The organism is Sorangium sp. So ce124, from assembly GCF_051525235.1.
GTDB classification, from domain to species: Bacteria; Myxococcota_A; Polyangia; order Polyangiales; family Polyangiaceae; genus Sorangium; species Sorangium atrum.
In genome coordinates, this window is sequence record NZ_CP150312.1 from 4,234,434 (window position 1) to 4,252,634 (window position 18,201).

Here is an 18,201-nt window from a genome sequence, read left to right on the forward strand (position 1 = left end):
GTCACCCCTCCGCCTCGCGCAGCGGCTCCGCGCCGGCGGCGATCTCGAGGAGCTCGCTCGTGATCGCCTCCTGCCGCGCGGTGCGCTCCGCGCGCGAGAGCTCGTCGAGCTCATCCCGCAGGCTGCGCTGCGACGCCTCCATCGCCGCGAGGCGCGCCGCGCGCTCGCTCGCGAACGCCTCGCCGAGCGCCCAGACCACCTGGGCCAGGCAGTGCTCCTCGATGATCCGCGCGACGAGCGCGGCCGCCGGCAACGTGCGCAGCGGGGGCTCGCCCCGCGCCGCCCCCGCGCCGGACCCGCGCTCCGGCGGGAACAGCCGGAGCGCCTCGGGCCGCCACCCGAGCGCGCCGGCGCGCCGCGCGAACACCAGATCGACGCAGGCGATCGCGCCGCCGGCGATCGCGCCGAACAGGTCCCGCGTGAGCCGATCCGCGGCCGGCCCGACGCCCGAGATCGTCGACGGCAGCGGGCCCGAGGCCAGCGCGGCGACGCCGCGGTCGCGGCAGAGCCGGAGCCCCCGCGTGCCCAGCGCGGCGAGCTCCGCCGGCCCCGGATCATCGCGGGCGACGCGGAGCGCCGCGTCGAGCAGCCGCTCGTTGAGCGCGCCGACGAACCCGTGCTCCGAGAAGAGGACCACGACGCGCCGGGCGCCGGCGGCGCCGGCGGGCTCCTCGAAGGGCGCGCGCCCCTCCTCCGCGTCGAGCAGCTCGAGCGCCTGGCCGAGCGCCTCCCGCGTCGCCGCGGCGTAGCGCTCGAACCCCATGAAGGCGTCGTTGGCCTGCCGCCGGTGCGACGCCGCGACCGAGCGCATCGCGTCGACCACCTTCGCCGCCTGTGAGAGCGTGCGGATCCGCGCGGCGAGCTCAGCCGCGTCCATCGCCTCGCCCCTCGTCGCATCGAGCGCCGACCTCGGCCGCCATCGCGGCCAGCTCGGCGAGGAGCGCGCGGCGCTCCTCCGGCGCGGGCTCGACGCCCGCCTCGAGCCGCGCGAGCGCCGCGGGACACCGCGCCGGGAGCCCGCGGTCGAGCGCCTCGCGGAGCGCGTCGATCGCCGCCACCGGGAGCGGGTCGAGCAGGCCCTCCTGGAGCGCCATCAGCAAGGCGATCTGCCGCCCCACCGACAGCGGCCGGTGCAGCGGCTGCGCCATCGCCGCGCGCGCTCGACGACCGCGCTCGAGCGCTCGCTTCGTGGCCTCTTCCGCGCCCCCGCCGACGCGCGCGAACAGCTCGAGCTCCAGGAACTGCGCGTACTCGAGCCGGAGGCTCTCCGCGACGGCGCGCATCGCGGGCGTCTGCGTCTTGCCGCCGACGCGGGACACGCTCTTGCCGACGTCGATCGCGGGCTTCCATCCCTCGTTGTAGAGGCGCGGGTCGAGGAAGATCTGCCCGTCGGTGATCGAGATGAGGTTGGTCGGGATGTAGGCGCTCAGGTTGCTGGCCTGCGTCTCGGCGATGGGCAGCATGGTCAGGGAGCCGCCGCCGAGCGCCCCGGTCAGCTTCGCGGCCCGCTCGAGCAGCCGCGAGTGCAGGTAGAACACGTCGCCCGGGAACGCCTCGCGCCCCGGGGGCTGGCGCAGCAAGAGCGAGAGCTGCCGGTGCACGAGGGCGTGGCTCGTGAGGTCGTCGAGGACGAGCAGCGCGTGCCCGCCGCGCTCGACGAAGTGCTCCGCCATCGAGCAGGCCGCGTAGGGGGTGAGCCACTGCAGCCCGGCCGTGGCGTCCGGCGCGGCGACGACGCACGTGGTCCGGTTCCTCGGGCCGTAGCGGCGAACGGCGTCGATCACCGCGCCGACCGAGGACGAGGTCTGGCCGATCGCCGCATAGATGCACACGACGTCGGTCTCCCGCTGGCTCAGGATCGCGTCGACCGCGATCGCGGTCTTTCCGGTGCCGCGGTCGCCGATGATGAGCTCGCGCTGGCCGCGCCCGAGCGGGAGCATCGCGTCGATGAGCAGGATCCCCGTGAAGAGCGGCTCGGACACGGGGTCGCGATCGACGATGGACGGCGCCCCGCGCTCGATCGGCGCGCGGGAGACCGCCCCGCCGAGCGGGCCGCCCCCGTCGATCGGCGCGCCGAGCGGGTCGACGACGCGCCCGAGCAGCGCTTCCCCGACGGGCACGTCGATCACCGTGCCCGTCCCCTGGACGGCGGAGCCCGCGGCGATGCCCCTGTCCGGGCCGAGCAGCACGCAGCCGATCGCGCCGGGATCAAGCGCCACCGCGAGGCCGCGCGTGCCGTCCTCGAAGACGAGGACCTCGTCGAGCTTCGCGCTGGGCAGGCCGCTGACGGTCGCGATGCCGTCGGCCACGCGGAGCACGCGCCCGACCTCCCGCGCCTCCGGTCCGAGAGGAAGGCCGCGCGCGCGGTCCCTCGCCCGCCCGACCCAGGCGCCGAGGTCCTCAGCAAGCCCCATCCCGCACCTCGAGGGCGGCCGCGATCCGCTGGAGCCACGCCCGGTAGCTGAGCTGCCACACCCCGTGGGGGAAGCGCAGCTCCAGGCCCGCGACCATCGACGGATCGACCTGGAACTCCGGGGCCACGGGGCGCGCGGCGACCCCCGAGAGCCACGCGCGGAGCCGCTGCTCCGCGTCCTTCCCGAGCGGGCTCGCCGAGACCACCTCCACGCGCGCCTCGTCGAGCTGGTCGAGCTGCCGGGCGACGAGCCGCCGCTGCTCCGGCTCGTCCAGGGTCTGCATGGCCCGGGCGACCAGGAGGGCGTCCTGCCCCGCCGACGCCTCGCGGAGCAGCCTCTCCGCGATCGTGATCGCGAGCTCGGTCGCCTGCGCCTCGAGCTCGCGGAGCGCGCGCGCCCGCTCCTCCGCGATCTCGGCCCGCGCCTGCTCGATCAGGCAGCGCGCCTTCTGCTCCGCCTCCTCGTGGGCCCGCTGCGCCTCCCCGTCGGCGCGGCGCAGCGACGCCTCGAGCTCGCGGCGTCCCTCCTCTTCGAGCGCCGCGCGCCTGACCTGCGCCTCCTGCTCGGCCCGCTGCGCCCGCGCGCGCTCCTCGCGCGCATCGCCGAGCACGGCCGCGGCGTCCCGCTGCCGCGCCTCGACGATCCTGGCCACCGGCTTCCACAGGAAGCGCTGGAGGAGCCAGGCGAGCACGAGGAAATTGACCGTCTGCAGCGCGATGTTCCAGCCGGAGACGTGCATGGCTCAGCGCACGAACGGGTTGGCGAAGAGCAGGACGAGCGCGACCACGAGGCAGTAGATCGCCGTGGCCTCGATCATCGCGAGGCCGACGAACAGGGTCCGCGCGATCGTCGTGCTGGCCTCCGGCTGGCGGGCGATCGCCTCCATGGCCGCGACGATCGCGCGGCCCTCGGCGAACGCCGGCCCGACGGCCCCGGCGCTGACCGCGAGCACGGCGCCGAGGATGCTCAGGCTCTCCGCGCTCACGCGGCCCTCCCGTCGACCTGCTCCTCGATCGCGGCGCCGACGTAGACGGCCGCGAGCACGGTGAAGATGTACGACTGCACGACCCCCACGAACAGCGCGAACGCCATGACGGGGATGGGCACGAGGAGGCCGGCCACCGAGACGACCACGGCGAGCACGAGCCCGTGGCTCATGATGTTCCCGAGCAGGCGCATCATCAGGGAGAAGGTCCGGGTCGCCTGCGAGAGGAGGTGGATCGGCGCGAGCAGCGGGCTCGGCTCGAAGAAGTGCTTGAGATAGCCGAGCAGGCCGTTCGCGCGGACGCCGTAGCCCGCGACGGAGAAGAAGACGATGAGCGCGAGCGCGAGCGGCGTCTCGATGCGCTCGGTCGGGGCATGGACCATGGGGAGCACGCCGGCGCAGTTGGCGGTGACGAGGAAGAGGAAGAGCGTGCCGAGGAGCGGCAGGTAGGGCGCGGGATCGCGCCGGAGGATGGCGCGGATCTGATCGCCGATCGCGGCGACGACGACCTCCGTGGCGGCCTGGAGCCTGCCTGGCCTCACGGACAGCCGCCGTCCGATCAGGGCGCTCGCGCCCCCGAGCGCCGCCGTGATGGCGACGCTCGTGAGCATGGTCTCCGTGAAGGGCACCGGACCGACGTGGAAGAGGGTGGGCTCGGCCAGCGGCGAGCTCATGCGCGCCTGTCCTCCGTCGGCCCCGGGTAGGCCCGCGCGACCATGCAAGCCACGGCCTGGACGAGCGCGAACCCTGCCACGACGGGCAGGAGCGCGCGGCCGTGGAGCCGCGCGATCGCGGTGAGCGCCGAGAGCAGCAGGAGCCACCGCCCCGCGTGCAGCAGCAGCGCCCGCGCGGTGGCGCCCTCGGCGAGGAGCCGGCGGACGGAGCGGGCGAGCGCGCCGAAGAAGGCCGCCGCGAGCGACGCGCCGACCAGGGACCAGATGAGGGACGACATGCCGTTCTCCTTGCGCTCCGGGCCGCCCGCTCCGCGCGCCGGCGGCGCGCCGGACCAAGTCGGATCAATAAGAGAGCGGCGCCCGATCGAAAGGCGTGAGCCCGCGCCCGGAACGGAGGTGACGGCGACCCCGAGCTCCGGGGCGCTCGCGGCGAAGGCCAGCCCGGCGCTGCGGAAGAGGCGCAGCGCCCGTGTGCGTGCGCTGCGCGAGCAGCGTGTGGAGCGGCCGTGGCCGCCTGGGCGGCGTGGGCTCTTTGTCGCCACTTCAGCGCCGAGGGCAAGAGCCCGCGCCGGGTACGGTGGTTGCGTGCCGGTCAGGGGAGGTGATGATGGAGGCGCCGAGGCAGATCAAGAAGCTTCGCGGCGCGGGAGAGCCGCCGCCGAACCTCGCCGACTACACGGAGGCGTGCCGCCGCTTCTCGTGGGCGGAGGCGCGGGCCGAGCTGACCGGGTTGCCCGGCGGACAGGGGCTCAACATGGCCTACGAAGCCGTGGACCGCCATGCCGCGGGCGCTGGCAGGGATCGCGTCGCGATCCGCTGGCTCGGCAAGGACGGAGAGCGGGTGGATATCCGCTACGGAGAGCTCGCCGAGCTCACGGCCCGCTTCGCCGGCGCGCTCGCCGGCCTGGGGGTCCGGCCGGGAGATCGCGTCTATACGCTGCTCGGCAGGACGCCCGAGCTCTACGTCGCCGCGCTCGGCGCGCTCAGGCACCGGGCGATCTTCTGTCCGCTGTTCTCGGCCTTCGGCCCCGAGCCGCTGCGCGCGCGGATGAGCATCGGCGAGGCGCGCGTGCTGGTGACCACTTCGCGGCTCTACGCGCGCAGGGTCGCGCCGATCCGCGGCGAGCTGCCGCGGCTCGAGCATGTGATCCTCGTGGACGGCGAGGCGCCGGGGACGCTCTCCTACCGGAGGTTGCTCGACGGGGCGCCCGCCGCGGCGCCGGTCCCGCCGACCGACCCGGAAGCGCCGGCCTTGCTGCACTTCACGAGCGGGACGACGGGCACGCCGAAGGGCGCCCTCCACGTCCACGCAGCCGTGCTGATGCACCATGTGACCGGGAGGCTCGCCCTCGACCTCCATCCAGACGACATCTTCTGGTGCACGGCGGACCCGGGGTGGGTGACAGGCACGTCCTACGGCATCCTCGCGCCGCTGACGAACGGCGTGACCCTGGTCGTCGACGAGGCCGATTTCGACGCCGAGCGCTGGTACGAGATCCTCGAGCGAGAGCGCATCACGGTCTGGTACACCGCGCCGACGGCGATCAGGATGCTCATGAAAGCCGGCGTGGAGCCGCTCCGCGCCCGCGACCTCCGCGCGCTGCGCTTCATGGCCAGCGTGGGTGAGCCCCTGAATCCGGACGCGGTGTCATGGAGCGACGAGGTGCTTGGTCGCCCCTTCCATGATGGCTGGTGGCAGACCGAGACGGGCGGGATCATGATCGCCAACCTCGCCTCCGTGGATGTCCGCCCGGGATCCATGGGGCGCCCGCTGCCTGGCGTGGAGGCGGCGATCGTCCGCCGCACACCCGAGGGGGGTGTCGAGGTGATCGAGCAGCCTGACGTGGAGGGGGAGATCGCGCTGCGCCCCGGCTGGCCATCGATGTTTCGCGCCTACTGGAACAACCCAGAGCGTTATGCGAAGTGCTTCGCGGGCGGCTGGTACCTGAGCGGCGATCTCGCGCGGCGAGACGAGGATGGATACTATTGGTTCGTCGGGCGCGACGACGATGTCATCAAGAGCGCCGGGCACCTCATCGGTCCCTTCGAGGTGGAGAGCACGCTGCTCATGCACCCCGCCGTGGCCGAGGCCGCCGTGATCGGGCGGCCGGATCCGATCGCCGGCGAGATCGTCAAGGCGTTCGTCGCGCTGAAGCCCGGGCACGCTCCATCCCCGGACGTCGAGCGGGAGCTCATCGGCTTCGCGCGCAAGCACCTCGGGCCGGCGGTCGCGCCGCGCGAGATCGCCTTCGCCGGCTCGGTGCCGCGGACGCGCAGCGGCAAGATCATGCGGCGGCTGCTCCGGGCGCGCGAGCTCGGTCTGCCCGAGGGCGACCTGTCCACGCTCGAGGCGACCACGGGGGCGACCGGGACGGCCGGGGAGGAGGCGCCGTGAGCGCCGTGCGGGCACGACCCGTCTCTCCGGTCGGCCACGCAGGTTAGCTCAGCCGCGCGCCGCGTCCGCGCTCGCGGTGCGCCCGGCCGCCGGGCTCACCGCGCCCGGCGAGCTCATTCCCCGCACCTCGGCGCCGGTAGGGTCGTGGCTCTGGATGAGGGACTTGCTTGGCCGAGAGGGCGCGCGGTTCGGGTCGCGCTGGCGTCGTACATGACGCCGGAGCAGGCATCGCGGCCGCAGCGTCGAGGAGGACGCCGGCGAGCTTGGGGCGGCCGTGCGGGTGTCGATGGCCACGTCGGGCGCTGGTGCGTGGACACCGGTGCTCAGCGCCGGCGAGCTCGGGGCCGCCCGAGGACGGCCGCGCCCTCCACCAGGAATTCTGCGTATTCAGCCCTGCGGACGAACCAGTGGATAGGATATTAACCGATCTTCTTGTCGGAGTGATACCCCAGAGTCACCAGCGAATTGTCGAGGATGGCGATAGGCGGCATTGGAGACTCGGGACGGTGGGGTCGGTCGCGAGAGCCCGTATCGGCGCTCTCGGTCTCTGCCCGTTCGCGTCGTGGGGGACAGCGCGCCCCGCCCGGCGTAGACGAGGGTGCGCCGCCGGTACGAGCGTGCCGTGGAGTCGTAAAAGGCCTAATTGACACCGGGTCTTTGGCAACCCAGATTTGTGGAGCAGCGCCCGCAGACTTCGGCGCGAGGCGCATCGGGGCAGGGCTGTACGAGGGGGAGGTCTACATGAGAGGTTCCAAGCAGGTTGTTGATGTTCTGAACGACGTTCTCGCTGCCGAGCTACTCGCTGTCAGCCAGTACTTCATGCATTCCAAGCTCAACAGGAACCGCGGGTTCATGCGCCTCGCCGATGTCCTGCAGAGGGAATCGAACGATGAGATGTCGCACGCCGGCCGCGTGACAGAGCGTATCCTCTTCCTGGAAGGCACACCGGAGCCGCGGATGAAGGATAACCCGAAGGTCGGCGAGACCGTCACCGAGCAGATGCAGAACGACCTCGCGCTCGAGCACCGCGCCGTGAAGCGCCTGAACGAGGGGATCGCGATCGCGCGCCAGCAGGGGGACAACGCGAGCGCGGAGCTGTTTACTAGGATCCTCACTGACGAGGAGGAGCACATCGCCTGGATCCAGACGCAGCTCTTCCTCATCGAGAAGCTCGGCGAGAGCACCTACCTCCAGAGTCAACTCACGTCAGGCGGCGACGCAGGAACAGCCGCCCCGACAGGGGCAGCCGCCAAGGGCGGGTGACGGCGACGACCACATCTATCAGCGGTGGAAGAGGGCAAAGCGGCGACCGATTATCACTCCGTAACCTCGTTGAGACCGCAGCGCCCGTCGACAGCGGGGAGCAGGTTCCCCTCGCGAAGGAGCCCCGGCGGCTGAGGACACCTCGGGCGCCGGTTGACGAGGAGCATGACGCGGCGCGATGTGCCGTGCGTGGATCTCACCACCTCGCGAGCGATTACGGCGGTGACGCAGCCGAGCGGACCGGGTCGTGCACGACGAGCCAGGTTAGCAGCGCATCGGGAGCGCGGCGCGAGGCCGTGGCGCCGGTACGCGCGCTGGACGACGCGGGCCATGGACATGAAGACGATACTCGACGCGATAGGCAAAACGCCCCTGCTGACGCTCGACGGCATTCACGTGAAATGCGAGCACCTTAACCCCTCTGGATCCATCAAGGACAGGCTCGCCAAGTACGTCGTCGAGAGGGCGGAGATGGCAGGGCTCCTGAAGAAGGACACCACGATCGTCGAGGCCTCGTCCGGAAACACGGGAACAGCCGTCTCCATGGTCGGCGCCGTGAAAGGGTACAAGGTGACGATCTTCATCGCCGAGGGCCTGTCCGCGGAGCGCTACAAGATGATGAGGGCGTTCGGCGCCGACGTGCGGACCGTCCCGCGGGACCGGATGGATCTCGCGGTGCAACGTGCGATCGCCCTGGGAAAGCGGGAGGATCACTTCCACGTGAACCAGTTTGCGAGCCCCTGGAACGTGGAAGATCATGAAGAGCACCTCGGCGGGGAGATCCTGCGCGCCCTCCGGCGCCGGAGGATCGACGCGGTCGTCGCGGCGATCGGCTCCGGAGGGACCCTGATCGGCCTCGCGAGGGCCTTCAGGCGGGTCAACCCCGACGTCAAGGTCCTCGGCGTCGAGCCTGCCCGGTGCGCCCTCGTCCACGGGCGTCTGCATCAACTGCCCACGGTGTGCCGACCTCACCGGATCGAGGGCATCGCCGAAGGGTTCGTGCCCCCGCTCATCGAGGACAACATCGAGCTCATCGACGATGTCCTCCTGATCGAGGACGGAGACGCGATCGAGGAGGCGAGGCGGATCGCGAGGACGCACGGCTGCTTCGTCGGGGTCTCTTCCGGGGCGAACCTCCTGGCCGCCAGGCGGGTCAAGGAGAAGCGCCCCGAGCTGAGGAACGTGGTCACCTTGTTCCCGGACGAAGGGGAGAAATACCTGAGCGAGCCGTGGTTCTCGCGCTGAGCGCGAGCTCGGCCCGCCCTCAGCGCCGGGCTCATCGTCTGCTTTGGTCAATGTGGACTCGCGGAGCCCGCGGGTGCGGCGCGGACAGCGGCGACGAGGAGCACGGCCACGAGGAGGATCAGCGCGATGCCCGCCGAGAGGGCGCGGATGTGCTGCTCCCGCATCGATCGCCGCCCGGGCGGCCTCGAGCCGACGAGCACGAAGTGCTCTGCGTGCACGCGCCCGCCGGGCGCGGCGCGGTCGCGGAGCGCCCGCTCCACGACATTCATCATCGGCTCGGGGCCGCACACGAAGACCTCCGCGCCCTCGTACCGGTCGGTCAGGTGGTGGTCGAGGAGCTCGCGTCCGATGAGCCCGACCTGCCCGGTCCAGCCGGGGGGCGGGCTCTCGAGCACGTGCACAACGCGGAGGTCCATGGCGCGGGCGAGCTCTTCGAGCTCCTGCGCGAACACGATCTTATCGACGGTGCTGCTCGCGTACACGAGGAGGACCGGGCGGCGATCGCCCCGGTCGTGCAGCGTGCGGACCATGCTCATCATCGGCGTGACGCCGATCCCGCCGGCGACGCAGACGAGCGGGCGCGGAGCCCGGAGGTCGAGCGCGAAGGCGCCGTATGGCCCGGCGAGGTACGCCCGCGTCCCCACGGGGGTCCGCCCGATCGTGCGCGTGAAGTCTCCGAGCTCCTTGATCGTGAGCTCCACACGCCGCGGCGAGGCCGCGCTCGACGCGATGGTGAAGGGGTGCTGCCGGGGCGAGAACGGCGACCGGCCCAGCGTGAGCCAGACCGATTGGCCGGGCTGGAACCGGAGCCCGTCATGCCCGGCCGCCTCGAGGACCAGGGTCCACACGCCATCCCGCTCGCGGCGCACCTCGGCGACACGCCACGGTCGCCGGAGCGCCAGCAGCGGGCGCAGCAGGTGGGACGCGACCAGCGCCACCGCCGGGACAGCGACGAGCGCCGTGACGGCGGCCTGCTTCGCCGGCGTCGCGCTCGAGCGTCCGATCATGAGCACGTGCCAGAGCGCGATCCCCACGACGGTCACCGCCAGCAGCCCGTGCCCGACGCGCCACGCCTCGTAGGGGATGCGCAGCCGGGTCAGCTGGCGCGGGACGAGCACGAGCAGCAGGAGACCCATCAGCGCGAAGATCAGGGCCAGCGCGCGCGGCGCGCTCGCGGAGAGGTCGAGGAGGTGCGCGACGTACCAGGGCTCGGCGACGGCGAGGAGCACGACGTGCGCGGCGACGAAGCCCGCGGTCCACAGCCCGGCCTGCCGGTGGAAGAGGAGCACCGCGTCCAGGCCGAGCGCGTTGACGACGCGCCGTACCCGCGCCCCCAGCGCTAGCTGGAGCGAGAGGAGCGCCAGCGCGACGTAGCCGAGCCCTGCCGCGATCTCCACCGCGAGATCTCGTCCTTTCGGGACGGCGCCGACGAGCAGCAGCAAGAGGACGCTCGCGGCGAGCGCCAGGTAGACGGCGATCCAGAGCAGCCGAGCGACGCGCGTGCGCGCTGCCCCCCACGCTTCCACGGCCAAGGCTACTCCGGCGCGCCCGCCTCGATCCACGCGCGCACCAGCCCGGCAGCGTCTCCCCACGCGGCCGGATGGCGCTCCGGCAGGGTGTAGTAAAGGCTCTCGTCGGGCTTGCCGGGCGTGACCAACGATCTCGCGGTGCGGTATGCCGCCATGGATCCGCCCGGCGCCGTGGCGTGGCATCCGTCACATCGCTTGGCGGCCAGCGGAGCGATCCGATCGGCGAACCGCGCCGGCTCCGGCGAGGGGGTCGAGTGGGTCTCGCTGCACGCCGCGAGACCTACGCAGGCCGCGCAGGCGATCAAGCCCCGCTTCAAAGGCATCGAGGTCGCCGGCGCGACCGAACGCCTGGCCTGCCGCGCAGCGGCGGACGGCTCGGCGGCGATCGGGGCGATCGGGCTCGGGCGGGTGCTCATCACATGATCTCCGTAGATACGCAGCAGAGGTGCGTTCACGCCCAGTCATGCAGCTCGCGGGCCAAGGGATGAAACGGTCGCACACGCCTCCACGCGACCAGAGCGCCCCGGCCGCGTCAGGCGCGGCGCCTGGCGAGACAATTGCACTCTGCACCGAGCATCGCCGGCGATCCCAGCGACGCCGGTTGGAGAGGGGAACATGCCGTTTCGAGATCGGGCCGACGCCGGCCGCCAGCTCGCGTCGCGGCTGACCGCCTATGCGGGGCGGGAGGACGTGACCCTCCTGGCGCTGCCGCGGGGCGGGGTGCCGGTGGGCTTCGAGATAGCGAAGCTCCTGCGGGTGCCGCTGGACGTGCTGATCGCGCGCCGGATCGTGGCGCCGAACAATGATCACATGACGATCGGCGCCGTCGCGAGCGGCGGCGTTCGGGTCGTCGATGAAGAGCTCTGCCGAGCGCTGGGCGTCTCGGACAGGACGGTGCAATGGCTCGCCGATGTGGAGGCCCGGGAGGTGGAGCGCCTGGAGCGCGTCTATTACGGCTGCCACAGGGCGCCTGACATCCGGGATCGGACGCTCCTCCTCGTCGACGACGGCGTGGCGACCGGAGCGAGCATGCGCGCCGCCGTGACGGCGGTCGAGCAAGGCGGCCCGGCGGGCATCGTCATCGCCGTTCCCGTCGCATCGTATGCGGCGTACGCGCAGCTCTCGGGGCGGGCGCGCGAGTTCGTGTACTGCCATATCCGCGATCCCGTCTATTCGGTCGGGCTCTGGTACGAGGATTACTCGCCGGTGTCCGAGCAGGATGTCTGTCGGCTGCTCCGGGAGGCCCTCAACCGGAGCGCGTCGCGTGCGCCAGAGGCGTTTTGAGGGTGCCCGGAGCCGGCTCGCCGGGGGCTTCCGCGTGGTAGCGCTCGCTCAGCGACGCATAAAGCTCCTCCTCTTGCGCGAAATGGAGCCGCAGCACCGCGTGGAGCCCGTAGAGGATCCGCTGGAAATCCTGCACATCCGCGGCCGTGGGCCCGCGCGGGTCGAGCTCTCCGAGCAGCTGCTCGTACAGCCGGATCAGGCGGAAGATCTCCCGGTGCGTCGCGCTCATGGGCGCCAGAGGATCCTCGCCGCCGAGCAGCCGGGAGATGACCGGATAGACCTCGGCGTCGTCGGCGCGCTCGTGCGGTAGGAGCCGTTCGCGGAGGAAGCGGTCGAGCGCATCGAGCTCTGCGCGCGCCGCCTCCCTCGCCAGGTGGTCGATGCGCTCGGCGACGACCCGCACCCGATCGAGCATCGGAATGAGCTGGTCGTGCTCCAGCTCCAGCCGGCGGCTCATGGCCTCCCCGAGGGCTGGCCTCCTCGCGCCGCGCCCGCCGCCCTGCGCCCGCAGCGCGCTGAGGATCGCGGCGACGTCGATCGCCTCCTGGAGGAGCGCGCCGGCGGCGGCCGGCAGGAAGCCGAACGCCGCCGCGCCCATCGCGAAGAGCGACAGCCCCATGCCGAGGATCGCGCTTTGCGCGGCGATCGCGCGGGCGCGGCGCGCAATGGTCACGGCCTCGGCGAAGCGATCGAGCCTGTCCACCACCAGCACCACGTCGGCCGCCTCGGCGGACGAGGTGGCCCCGCGCGCGCCCATCGCGACGCCGACGTCGGCGGCGGCGAGCGCCGGAGCGTCGTTGATGCCGTCGCCGATCATCACGGTGAGCCCCTCGGCGCGCGCCTCGCGCACGGCGGCGACCTTCTCCTCCGGCGAGCGCTGGGCGAGCACGCGATCCACGCCGAGCGTGGCGCCGACCGTCTCGGCGACGAGGGGGTGGTCGCCCGTCACCATCACGACACGGCGAATGCCGACCCTCCGCAATGCCCGCAAGGTCCGCGGCGCATCGGGGCGTATCGGGTCGTCGAGCGTCAGCGCGCCGATGACGCTGCTGTCCACGGCCACGAAGACGGTCATCGCACCGGCGCGGGACGCGCGGCGCCGGAAGGCGCGGGCGTCCTCCGGAAGCGGCGCGCCCTGCGCTGCCCATTCGGCGCTCCCCACGCGGACGGCGCGCCCGTCCACCCGGCCCGTCATGCCGGCGCCGGGCGCCTCCCGAGCGCCCTCCGGGAAGGACAGCCCGAGGCGACGCTCGCGGGCAGCGCGCACAAGGGCCGTGGAGAGCGGGTGTGACGAGATCTGCTCGAGGGACGCCGCCAGGCGGAGCACCTCCGTGTCGTCCTCGATCGACCGGAAGCACGTCACTCCGGTCACGCGCGGGCCACCGAACGTGAGCGTGCCTGTCTTGTCGAGGAGCAGGATCTCCGCCCGGGCGAGGGCCTCGAGCGCGGCGCCGCCCTTCACCACGATGCCGCGCCGGGCCGAGCGCGAGATGCCGCCGATGATCGCGATGGGCACCGCGAGGAGCAGCGGGCAGGGCGTCGCGACGACGAGCACAGCGAGCCCGCGGCCGGCGTCGCCGGTGAGGCCCCACGCCGCGGCGGCCATGGCGAGCGAGAGCGCGGCGAACGCCAGGGCGTGGCGGTCCGCGAGGCGGGCGAGCGGGGCCTTCGAGGCGGACGCCTGCTGCACGAGGCGGACGATGCCGGCGTACGTGCTCTCGTCCGCGCTCGCGACGGCGCGGAGCTCGAAGGCCGCGCCGGCGTTCGTGGTCCCGCTGCCCACGCGGTCGCCGGGGGCCTTTTCCACCGGCCGCGGCTCGCCGGTCAGCGCCGATTCATCGAGGATCGCCTGAGGGCCCACGACGACCCCATCGACTGGCACGATCTCGCCCGCCTTGACCAGCAGAAGGTCGCCGGGGGTGACAGCGCCGATCGGGACGGTCGTGACGTCGGCCCCCTCGCGGCGGTGCGCGACGCGGGGGGCGCGCGCGAGGAGGGCGGAGAGCTCGCGCCGGGCGCGCGCGGCCGCGTACCCTTCCAGGGCGCTGCCCGTCGCCATCATCGCGCCGATCAGCGCGCCCGCCAGGTACTCCCGGAGCAGGAGCGCGCCGCCGATGGCGAGGAGCGCGATGACGTCGACGCCGGCCCGCTTCTTCAGCACGTCGGCCAGGATGCGCGAACCCACGAGGACGAGGGCGATGAGCGCGCCGGCCGCCCAGAGCATGTCTCCCAGGCGCGCGTGTCCCTCGGCGTGCGCCGCGGCTCCGCCCGCCAGGCCGGAGAGCGTCGACACGACGAGCGCGCGGCTCCTCGGCGACGGCCGCTCGAGTCGAGGTGCGTCGCGCTGTGACTGTGGGCTGATCACGTGATCCGCTGAGCATGCATCGTGCGACAGCCGCTCTGCATGCGACCTGCCGTCGTCGTGCGAGCGCTGGTGATGTGCGCGCTCGCCTTCTCGCTTCTCTGGAGCGACTCCGGGCGAGCTGCGCCGATCGAGCCGCGCGCCGATGTGGAGCTGTTCGCGCGCGAGGGGTGCCCTCGCTGCGACGAGGCCAAGCGCTTCGTGGCCGAGCTCGCGGGCCGTCGACCCGGCCTGCGCACGATCGTCTCGGATGTTGTCGAGGACCGCACGGCGCTCGACCGGCTGAGGGCGATCGCCGAGGGGCAGTCGACCGCTGCCGTGAGCGTCCCCGCGTTCTATGTGCGCGGGGTGCTCGTCGTCGGGTACGCGGGGCGCGACGCGACGGGCCGGCGCATCGAGGCGTTGCTCGACAACGCGCCGCCGCCGCCCACCGCGGCCGGCGAGTCCGCTGCGTCATGCCCTCTCACGCCTCCGACGTCTCCCACGTCGGAGCAGCCACCGTGCCCGGCAGACGGCGCCGGGCCGAGCGCGGGAGTTGTCGATGTGCCCGTCTTCGGGCGGCTGGACGTCCGCGATCTTGGCCTGCCGGCGTTCACCGTCCTGCTGGGGCTCGTGGACGGATTCAACCCGTGCGCCACGTGGGTGCTCCTCTTTCTCCTCTCCTTCCTCGCCACGCTGCGGAGCCGGGCGAAGATGCTGCTGATTGCCGGCGTATTCGTGCTCGTGAGCGGTCTCGCTTACTTCGCCTTCATGGCTGCCTGGCTGAACTTCTTTCTCCTGGTCGGCGCCTCGCGCGCCGTGCAGATCGCGCTGGGAGCCATCGCCGTGCTTGCCGGTTCGGTCCACGTCAAAGACTTCTTCGCATGGAAGCGGGGCGTGTCGCTCAGCATCCCTGAGTCGGTGAAGCCAGGGATCTACGCGAGGATGCGGGCCGTCGTCAGGGCGGAGAGCCTGCCCGCCGCGCTCGCCGCCGCGTGCCTCCTCGCCGTCATGGTCAACGTCGTCGAGCTCCTCTGCACCGCGGGCCTGCCGGCGCTCTACACCCAGCTCCTCGTCGAGAAGCGCCTCCCGGCGTGGAAGCACTATGCCTATCTCGGGCTCTACAACGTGGCCTATATGGCGGACGACATCGTCATGGTCGGCGTCGCGGTGGTGACGTTGAGCCGCCGCAGGCTGCAGGAAAAGGAGGGGCGATGGCTCAAGCTGCTGAGCGGAGCGATCATGGTGCTCCTCGGTCTCCTCCTGCTGTTCAAGCCCACCTGGCTGGCGACATGATCGCCCCGGAGGGCACAGCGGCCCTGAGACCCGCCACGCGGTAGCCGGCGACCGTCTCGGGGCGCCTGCGTCCGGCACGCACCACCGCTCAAGCGAGGCCCTGATACGTCAGGGATCGTTGATCCGGCCAATGAGGGGGCGCGCGCTCCGACAGGCGATCGACGACCCCCGGCGGCCGCTGCACGCGGCGCCGGCGCGCGACATCGCGCTCGGTCCCCTGCTACGCTCGCGGGCGGAGGTCGCCGAGCACGGGCCGGCGACGCGGGAGGAAGGGGAGTCCGTGATGGCCAGGAAGGAACTCGTCGGGCAATTCATCGAGCAGGGGCGCGCCGAGGGGATGGCGCAGGCGATGGCGCAGGCGACGATCGAGCTCTACGAAGAGCGGTTCGGCCTCATGCCGCCGGCGCTGAAGTCCGCCGTGGAGGCCACGCACGACCTGAAGACGCTCCAGACATGGCTGCTCGTCGCCGGCGCCGGGACACGCGAGGTGCTTCACGACAGCGTCTCCGCCAGCTCCTCCGGGCGCTCGTCCTGACCGGCGGCCGACGACCCCTGGGAACGTGGATCCGGCTCGCCGACGGGCATCGCCGGCGCGAGCGGAGCGCCGCGGTCCCCGAGCGCCGCGGTCCCCGAGCGCCGCGGCCCGTCGAGCGCGCGCCGCCGTTCGACGCGCTCGCCCCGCCACGCCGCGAGGTGACGGCGTGGCCCTGCGCGGCTAAGCTCGCGCTCGTGCCGTTTCCCCGGAAGACCACCCGCCTGCGCCGCCTGCCCGCGCTCGCGCTCGCAGCGCTGACGGCGATCGCCGGCGCCGCCTGCGTGAGCAAGCCGACGATGCAGCTCGATCACGCCGAGATCACAGGGATCCGCATCGCCTTCCCGCCGAGCCTCGGCATCCTCATGACCATCGTCGTCAACGTCCACAACCCGAACTCGTACGACGTGGCGGTGCGCGCTGTCCGCGGCCAGGTCGTGCTCGCCGGCCGCTACCCGCTGCCGGTCGACTTCCGGGCCGACGGCGACGGCGTATGGCTCCCTTCCGACCGCACGACGCAGGTCCGCGTCCCCGTCAGCGTCCCCGTCGATCTCGGCCTCCAGCTGCTCCGGGAGACGCTCACGTCGCCCGTCATCCCGTACCGCTTCAGCGGCAGGGCGGACGTCACCGCGACGCGCACCTTCCGGCTCGAGGCCGACGATTACTCGGTCGACGATCACGGCGTCGTCGCCCGCAACCAGATCGAGACCGCCCTCGGCATCCTGCGATAACACCCGCCGCGCCCGGAGCCTGATGGCTGCACGCCAGCGGTCCAGAAGGCGCCCCCGGGCGGACGGACACCCGCTCGGCCTCCGGCGAGGACCATGCACCGAGGTGTCCACCACGCTGGCGCACTACGTGCCGATGTTGCGCAAGTCGCGCCGACCTGGCGCGGCTGCCCTCGACGTCGGCGCCCGCGCTGGCCGGCCGGCCGGCCAGATCGACGCTCGGTGCAATAACAGGTCATGACGGCAGCGCGCTCGCGCCGCGAGCGTCTTCCTCGTTCCTGGTGGCGGCTCCCGCCATCAGGTGGAGGCTCCGGCCTCCAGGCGGCGCGGCGAGCCTCGTCGCGCGACCTCCGCGCAGGACAGCCTGCAACTTCATACGCGCTCTCCTCGGCGATGCCTCGCGCCGCCGAGGAGCATGGGGGGCATCCTGGCCAGCTCGTTCATGGACGGAGCGGCGCGTTGGCCACCGACTTGCTTCGGCTCGCTCCTGAACTCGGTCGCACTTGCGACACGCGCGTCCCGCGCCTTCGGCGCGAGGGGGAGCTTTCATGGTGGATGACTGTTCCAGCGGTTTTCTCGCGCTCGATCCGGAGATGAGGCGCCTGCGCGAGGCCCTCGAGACCGTGGCGCCCACGCCGCTGCCGGTCCTGATCCTCGGCGAGACCGGGACGGGAAAAGAGGTGGTGGCCGAGTGGATCGCCGGCATGTCGCGGCACCCGCGCGAGCGCTTCGTGAAGGTCAACTGCGCGAGCCTGTCGGAGTCGCTCGTCGAGAGCGAGCTCTTCGGCCACGAGCGCGGCGCGTTCACCGGGGCGGTGGCGCCGCGCGAAGGGCTGTTCGAGGCCGCCCACGAGGGCACGCTCTTCCTCGACGAGGTGGGGGAGCTGTCCCCGCGCACGCAGGCGAAGCTGCTCCGCACGCTGGAGTACGGCGAGATCGTCCGCGTCGGGAGCACGCGCCCGCGGCGCGTGGACGTCCGGGTGATCGCGGCGACGCACCGCGATCTCGAGCAGATGGTGCGGGAGGGGAGCTTCCGCCAGGACCTCTACTTCCGGCTCAACGCGATCACCCTGCGGATCCCGCCGCTCCGGGCCCGCACCTCCGAGATCCTGCCGCTCGCGGCGCTCTTCGCGGCGCGCCTCTCGCAGCGGCTCGCGCGCCCGGCGCCGCCGCTCGCGAAGGAGGCGACCGCCGCGCTCCTCTCGCACGCCTGGCCGGGGAACGTCCGGGAGCTGCGCCACGTGGTCGAGCGCGCGGTCGTGATGTCGAAGGGCGGGCCGATCGGCGCGGACCACCTGATGCTGGAGGCGCCGCGCGCGCCGGTCGAGGCCGGGATCAAGGGCGATCTGCGCTCCTTCGAGCGGGACCGCATCGTCGCCGCGCTCGAGCAGGCCCGCCAGAACCAGACGCGCGCCGCCGAGCTGCTCGGCGTCTCGCGGCGCACCCTCACCAACAAGCTCAACGCGTACGGCATCGCGCGGCCCCGCAAGAAGGTCGCGCTGGAGGAGTGCTGAC

Annotated in this window: 18 protein-coding genes; 9 read left to right on the forward strand and 9 right to left on the reverse strand. The window is 72.6% G+C overall.

Features of this window, described 5'->3' with window-relative positions:
• Position 1 precedes the first annotated feature (1 nt).
• Genes WMF19_RS16040 through WMF19_RS16065 form a run of 6 tightly spaced genes read right to left on the reverse strand, consistent with a single transcriptional unit; the run spans position 2 to position 4,351 of the window.
• Entirely contained in the window at positions 2-877 is an 876-nt protein-coding gene (locus WMF19_RS16040; protein WP_437899901.1) for a F0F1 ATP synthase subunit gamma, read from the reverse strand.
• Positions 864-2,414 carry a F0F1 ATP synthase subunit alpha gene (locus WMF19_RS16045; RefSeq protein ID WP_437899902.1) on the reverse strand — a complete coding sequence of 517 codons (1,551 nt, stop codon included), beginning with the start codon at positions 2,412-2,414 and terminating at the stop codon, positions 864-866. Before WMF19_RS16045 ends, WMF19_RS16040 begins: the two co-directional genes overlap by 14 nt.
• Complete coding sequence (gene atpF / locus WMF19_RS16050) at positions 2,401-3,153, reverse strand: F0F1 ATP synthase subunit B (RefSeq protein WP_437899903.1); 753 nt, start codon at positions 3,151-3,153, stop codon at positions 2,401-2,403. The genes WMF19_RS16045 and atpF overlap by 14 nt, the downstream gene beginning before the upstream one ends.
• Before the next feature lie 3 nt (positions 3,154-3,156).
• Complete coding sequence (locus WMF19_RS16055) at positions 3,157-3,399, reverse strand: F0F1 ATP synthase subunit C (RefSeq protein WP_437594783.1); 243 nt, start codon at positions 3,397-3,399, stop codon at positions 3,157-3,159.
• The gene (atpB, locus tag WMF19_RS16060) at positions 3,396-4,073 is read right to left on the reverse strand and encodes a F0F1 ATP synthase subunit A (protein ID WP_437899905.1); all 678 of its coding nucleotides are present in this window, start codon (positions 4,071-4,073) and stop codon (positions 3,396-3,398) included. Before atpB ends, WMF19_RS16055 begins: the two co-directional genes overlap by 4 nt.
• A complete protein-coding gene (locus WMF19_RS16065) occupies positions 4,070-4,351 on the reverse strand; it encodes an N-ATPase subunit AtpR (RefSeq protein WP_437899906.1) in 282 nt (93 codons plus the stop codon). Before WMF19_RS16065 ends, atpB begins: the two co-directional genes overlap by 4 nt.
• 329 nt (positions 4,352-4,680) lie before the next feature.
• On the opposite strand from WMF19_RS16065, the gene acsA reads away from it, so the two are divergent.
• From acsA to WMF19_RS16080, 3 genes are all read left to right on the forward strand, one after another.
• Complete coding sequence (acsA, locus tag WMF19_RS16070; RefSeq protein ID WP_437901638.1) at positions 4,681-6,468, forward strand: acetate--CoA ligase; 1,788 nt, start codon at positions 4,681-4,683, stop codon at positions 6,466-6,468.
• A gap of 657 nt (positions 6,469-7,125) precedes the next feature.
• Positions 7,126-7,731, forward strand: coding sequence for a bacterioferritin (bfr, locus tag WMF19_RS16075; RefSeq protein WP_437899907.1), 606 nt, complete (start codon positions 7,126-7,128; stop codon positions 7,729-7,731).
• A gap of 336 nt (positions 7,732-8,067) precedes the next feature.
• Positions 8,068-8,976, forward strand: a complete 909-nt coding sequence (locus WMF19_RS16080) for a PLP-dependent cysteine synthase family protein (RefSeq protein ID WP_437899908.1) — start codon at positions 8,068-8,070, stop codon at positions 8,974-8,976.
• Positions 8,977-9,023: 47 nt separating this feature from the next.
• Here the strand turns inward: WMF19_RS16080 and WMF19_RS16085 are convergent, their stop codons facing one another.
• On the reverse strand, positions 9,024-10,502 hold the full coding sequence (locus WMF19_RS16085) for a ferredoxin reductase family protein (RefSeq protein WP_437899909.1): 1,479 nt from the start codon (positions 10,500-10,502) through the stop codon (positions 9,024-9,026).
• An 8-nt stretch (positions 10,503-10,510) separates the two neighbouring features.
• The gene (locus tag WMF19_RS16090) at positions 10,511-10,660 is read right to left on the reverse strand and encodes a hypothetical protein (protein WP_437899910.1); all 150 of its coding nucleotides are present in this window, start codon (positions 10,658-10,660) and stop codon (positions 10,511-10,513) included.
• Positions 10,661-10,700: 40 nt separating this feature from the next.
• Here WMF19_RS16090 and WMF19_RS16095 point away from each other — a divergent pair, with 40 nt between their 5' ends.
• Positions 10,701-10,928 (forward strand): hypothetical protein, encoded by a 228-nt coding sequence (locus WMF19_RS16095; RefSeq protein WP_437899911.1) that lies wholly within the window; start codon positions 10,701-10,703, stop codon positions 10,926-10,928.
• A gap of 192 nt (positions 10,929-11,120) precedes the next feature.
• On the forward strand, positions 11,121-11,789 hold the full coding sequence (locus WMF19_RS16100) for a phosphoribosyltransferase (protein ID WP_437899913.1): 669 nt from the start codon (positions 11,121-11,123) through the stop codon (positions 11,787-11,789).
• On the opposite strand, the gene WMF19_RS16105 is transcribed toward WMF19_RS16100, so the two are convergent.
• Positions 11,752-14,082 (reverse strand): heavy metal translocating P-type ATPase, encoded by a 2,331-nt coding sequence (locus WMF19_RS16105; RefSeq protein ID WP_437899914.1) that lies wholly within the window; start codon positions 14,080-14,082, stop codon positions 11,752-11,754. The genes WMF19_RS16100 and WMF19_RS16105 overlap by 38 nt on opposite strands.
• Before the next feature lie 93 nt (positions 14,083-14,175).
• On the opposite strand from WMF19_RS16105, the gene WMF19_RS16110 reads away from it, so the two are divergent.
• The 4 genes from WMF19_RS16110 to WMF19_RS16125 all read left to right on the forward strand — a co-directional run bounded on the left by WMF19_RS16110 (position 14,176) and on the right by WMF19_RS16125 (position 18,200).
• Complete coding sequence (locus WMF19_RS16110) at positions 14,176-15,426, forward strand: NrdH-redoxin (protein ID WP_437899915.1); 1,251 nt, start codon at positions 14,176-14,178, stop codon at positions 15,424-15,426.
• A 130-nt stretch (positions 15,427-15,556) separates the two neighbouring features.
• Positions 15,557-15,961, forward strand: coding sequence for a hypothetical protein (locus WMF19_RS16115; RefSeq protein WP_437899916.1), 405 nt, complete (start codon positions 15,557-15,559; stop codon positions 15,959-15,961).
• Positions 15,962-16,155: 194 nt separating this feature from the next.
• Positions 16,156-16,689, forward strand: a complete 534-nt coding sequence (locus WMF19_RS16120) for an LEA type 2 family protein (protein ID WP_437329474.1) — start codon at positions 16,156-16,158, stop codon at positions 16,687-16,689.
• A gap of 545 nt (positions 16,690-17,234) precedes the next feature.
• Positions 17,235-18,200, forward strand: coding sequence for a sigma-54 interaction domain-containing protein (locus tag WMF19_RS16125; protein WP_272103749.1), 966 nt, complete (start codon positions 17,235-17,237; stop codon positions 18,198-18,200).
• Position 18,201 lies beyond the last annotated feature (1 nt).

Bases quoted from the DNA above. Each gene is read 5' to 3' on its own strand.
- WMF19_RS16040 (WP_437899901.1), bottom strand. From the start codon at position 877: ATGGACGCGGCTGAGCTCGCCGCGCGGATCCGCACGCTCTCACAGGCG.
- atpB (WP_437899905.1), bottom strand. From the start codon at position 4,073: ATGAGCTCGCCGCTGGCCGAGCCCACCCTCTTCCACGTCGGTCCGGTG.
- WMF19_RS16125 (WP_272103749.1), top strand. From the start codon at position 17,235: ATGGTGGATGACTGTTCCAGCGGTTTTCTCGCGCTCGATCCGGAGATG.
- atpF (WP_437899903.1), bottom strand. From the start codon at position 3,153: ATGCACGTCTCCGGCTGGAACATCGCGCTGCAGACGGTCAATTTCCTC.
- WMF19_RS16100 (WP_437899913.1), top strand. From the start codon at position 11,121: ATGCCGTTTCGAGATCGGGCCGACGCCGGCCGCCAGCTCGCGTCGCGG.
- WMF19_RS16080 (WP_437899908.1), top strand. From the start codon at position 8,068: ATGAAGACGATACTCGACGCGATAGGCAAAACGCCCCTGCTGACGCTC.
- acsA (WP_437901638.1), top strand. From the start codon at position 4,681: ATGGAGGCGCCGAGGCAGATCAAGAAGCTTCGCGGCGCGGGAGAGCCG.
- WMF19_RS16115 (WP_437899916.1), top strand. From the start codon at position 15,557: ATGAGGGGGCGCGCGCTCCGACAGGCGATCGACGACCCCCGGCGGCCG.
- WMF19_RS16045 (WP_437899902.1), bottom strand. From the start codon at position 2,414: ATGGGGCTTGCTGAGGACCTCGGCGCCTGGGTCGGGCGGGCGAGGGAC.
- WMF19_RS16065 (WP_437899906.1), bottom strand. From the start codon at position 4,351: ATGTCGTCCCTCATCTGGTCCCTGGTCGGCGCGTCGCTCGCGGCGGCC.
- WMF19_RS16090 (WP_437899910.1), bottom strand. From the start codon at position 10,660: ATGGCGGCATACCGCACCGCGAGATCGTTGGTCACGCCCGGCAAGCCC.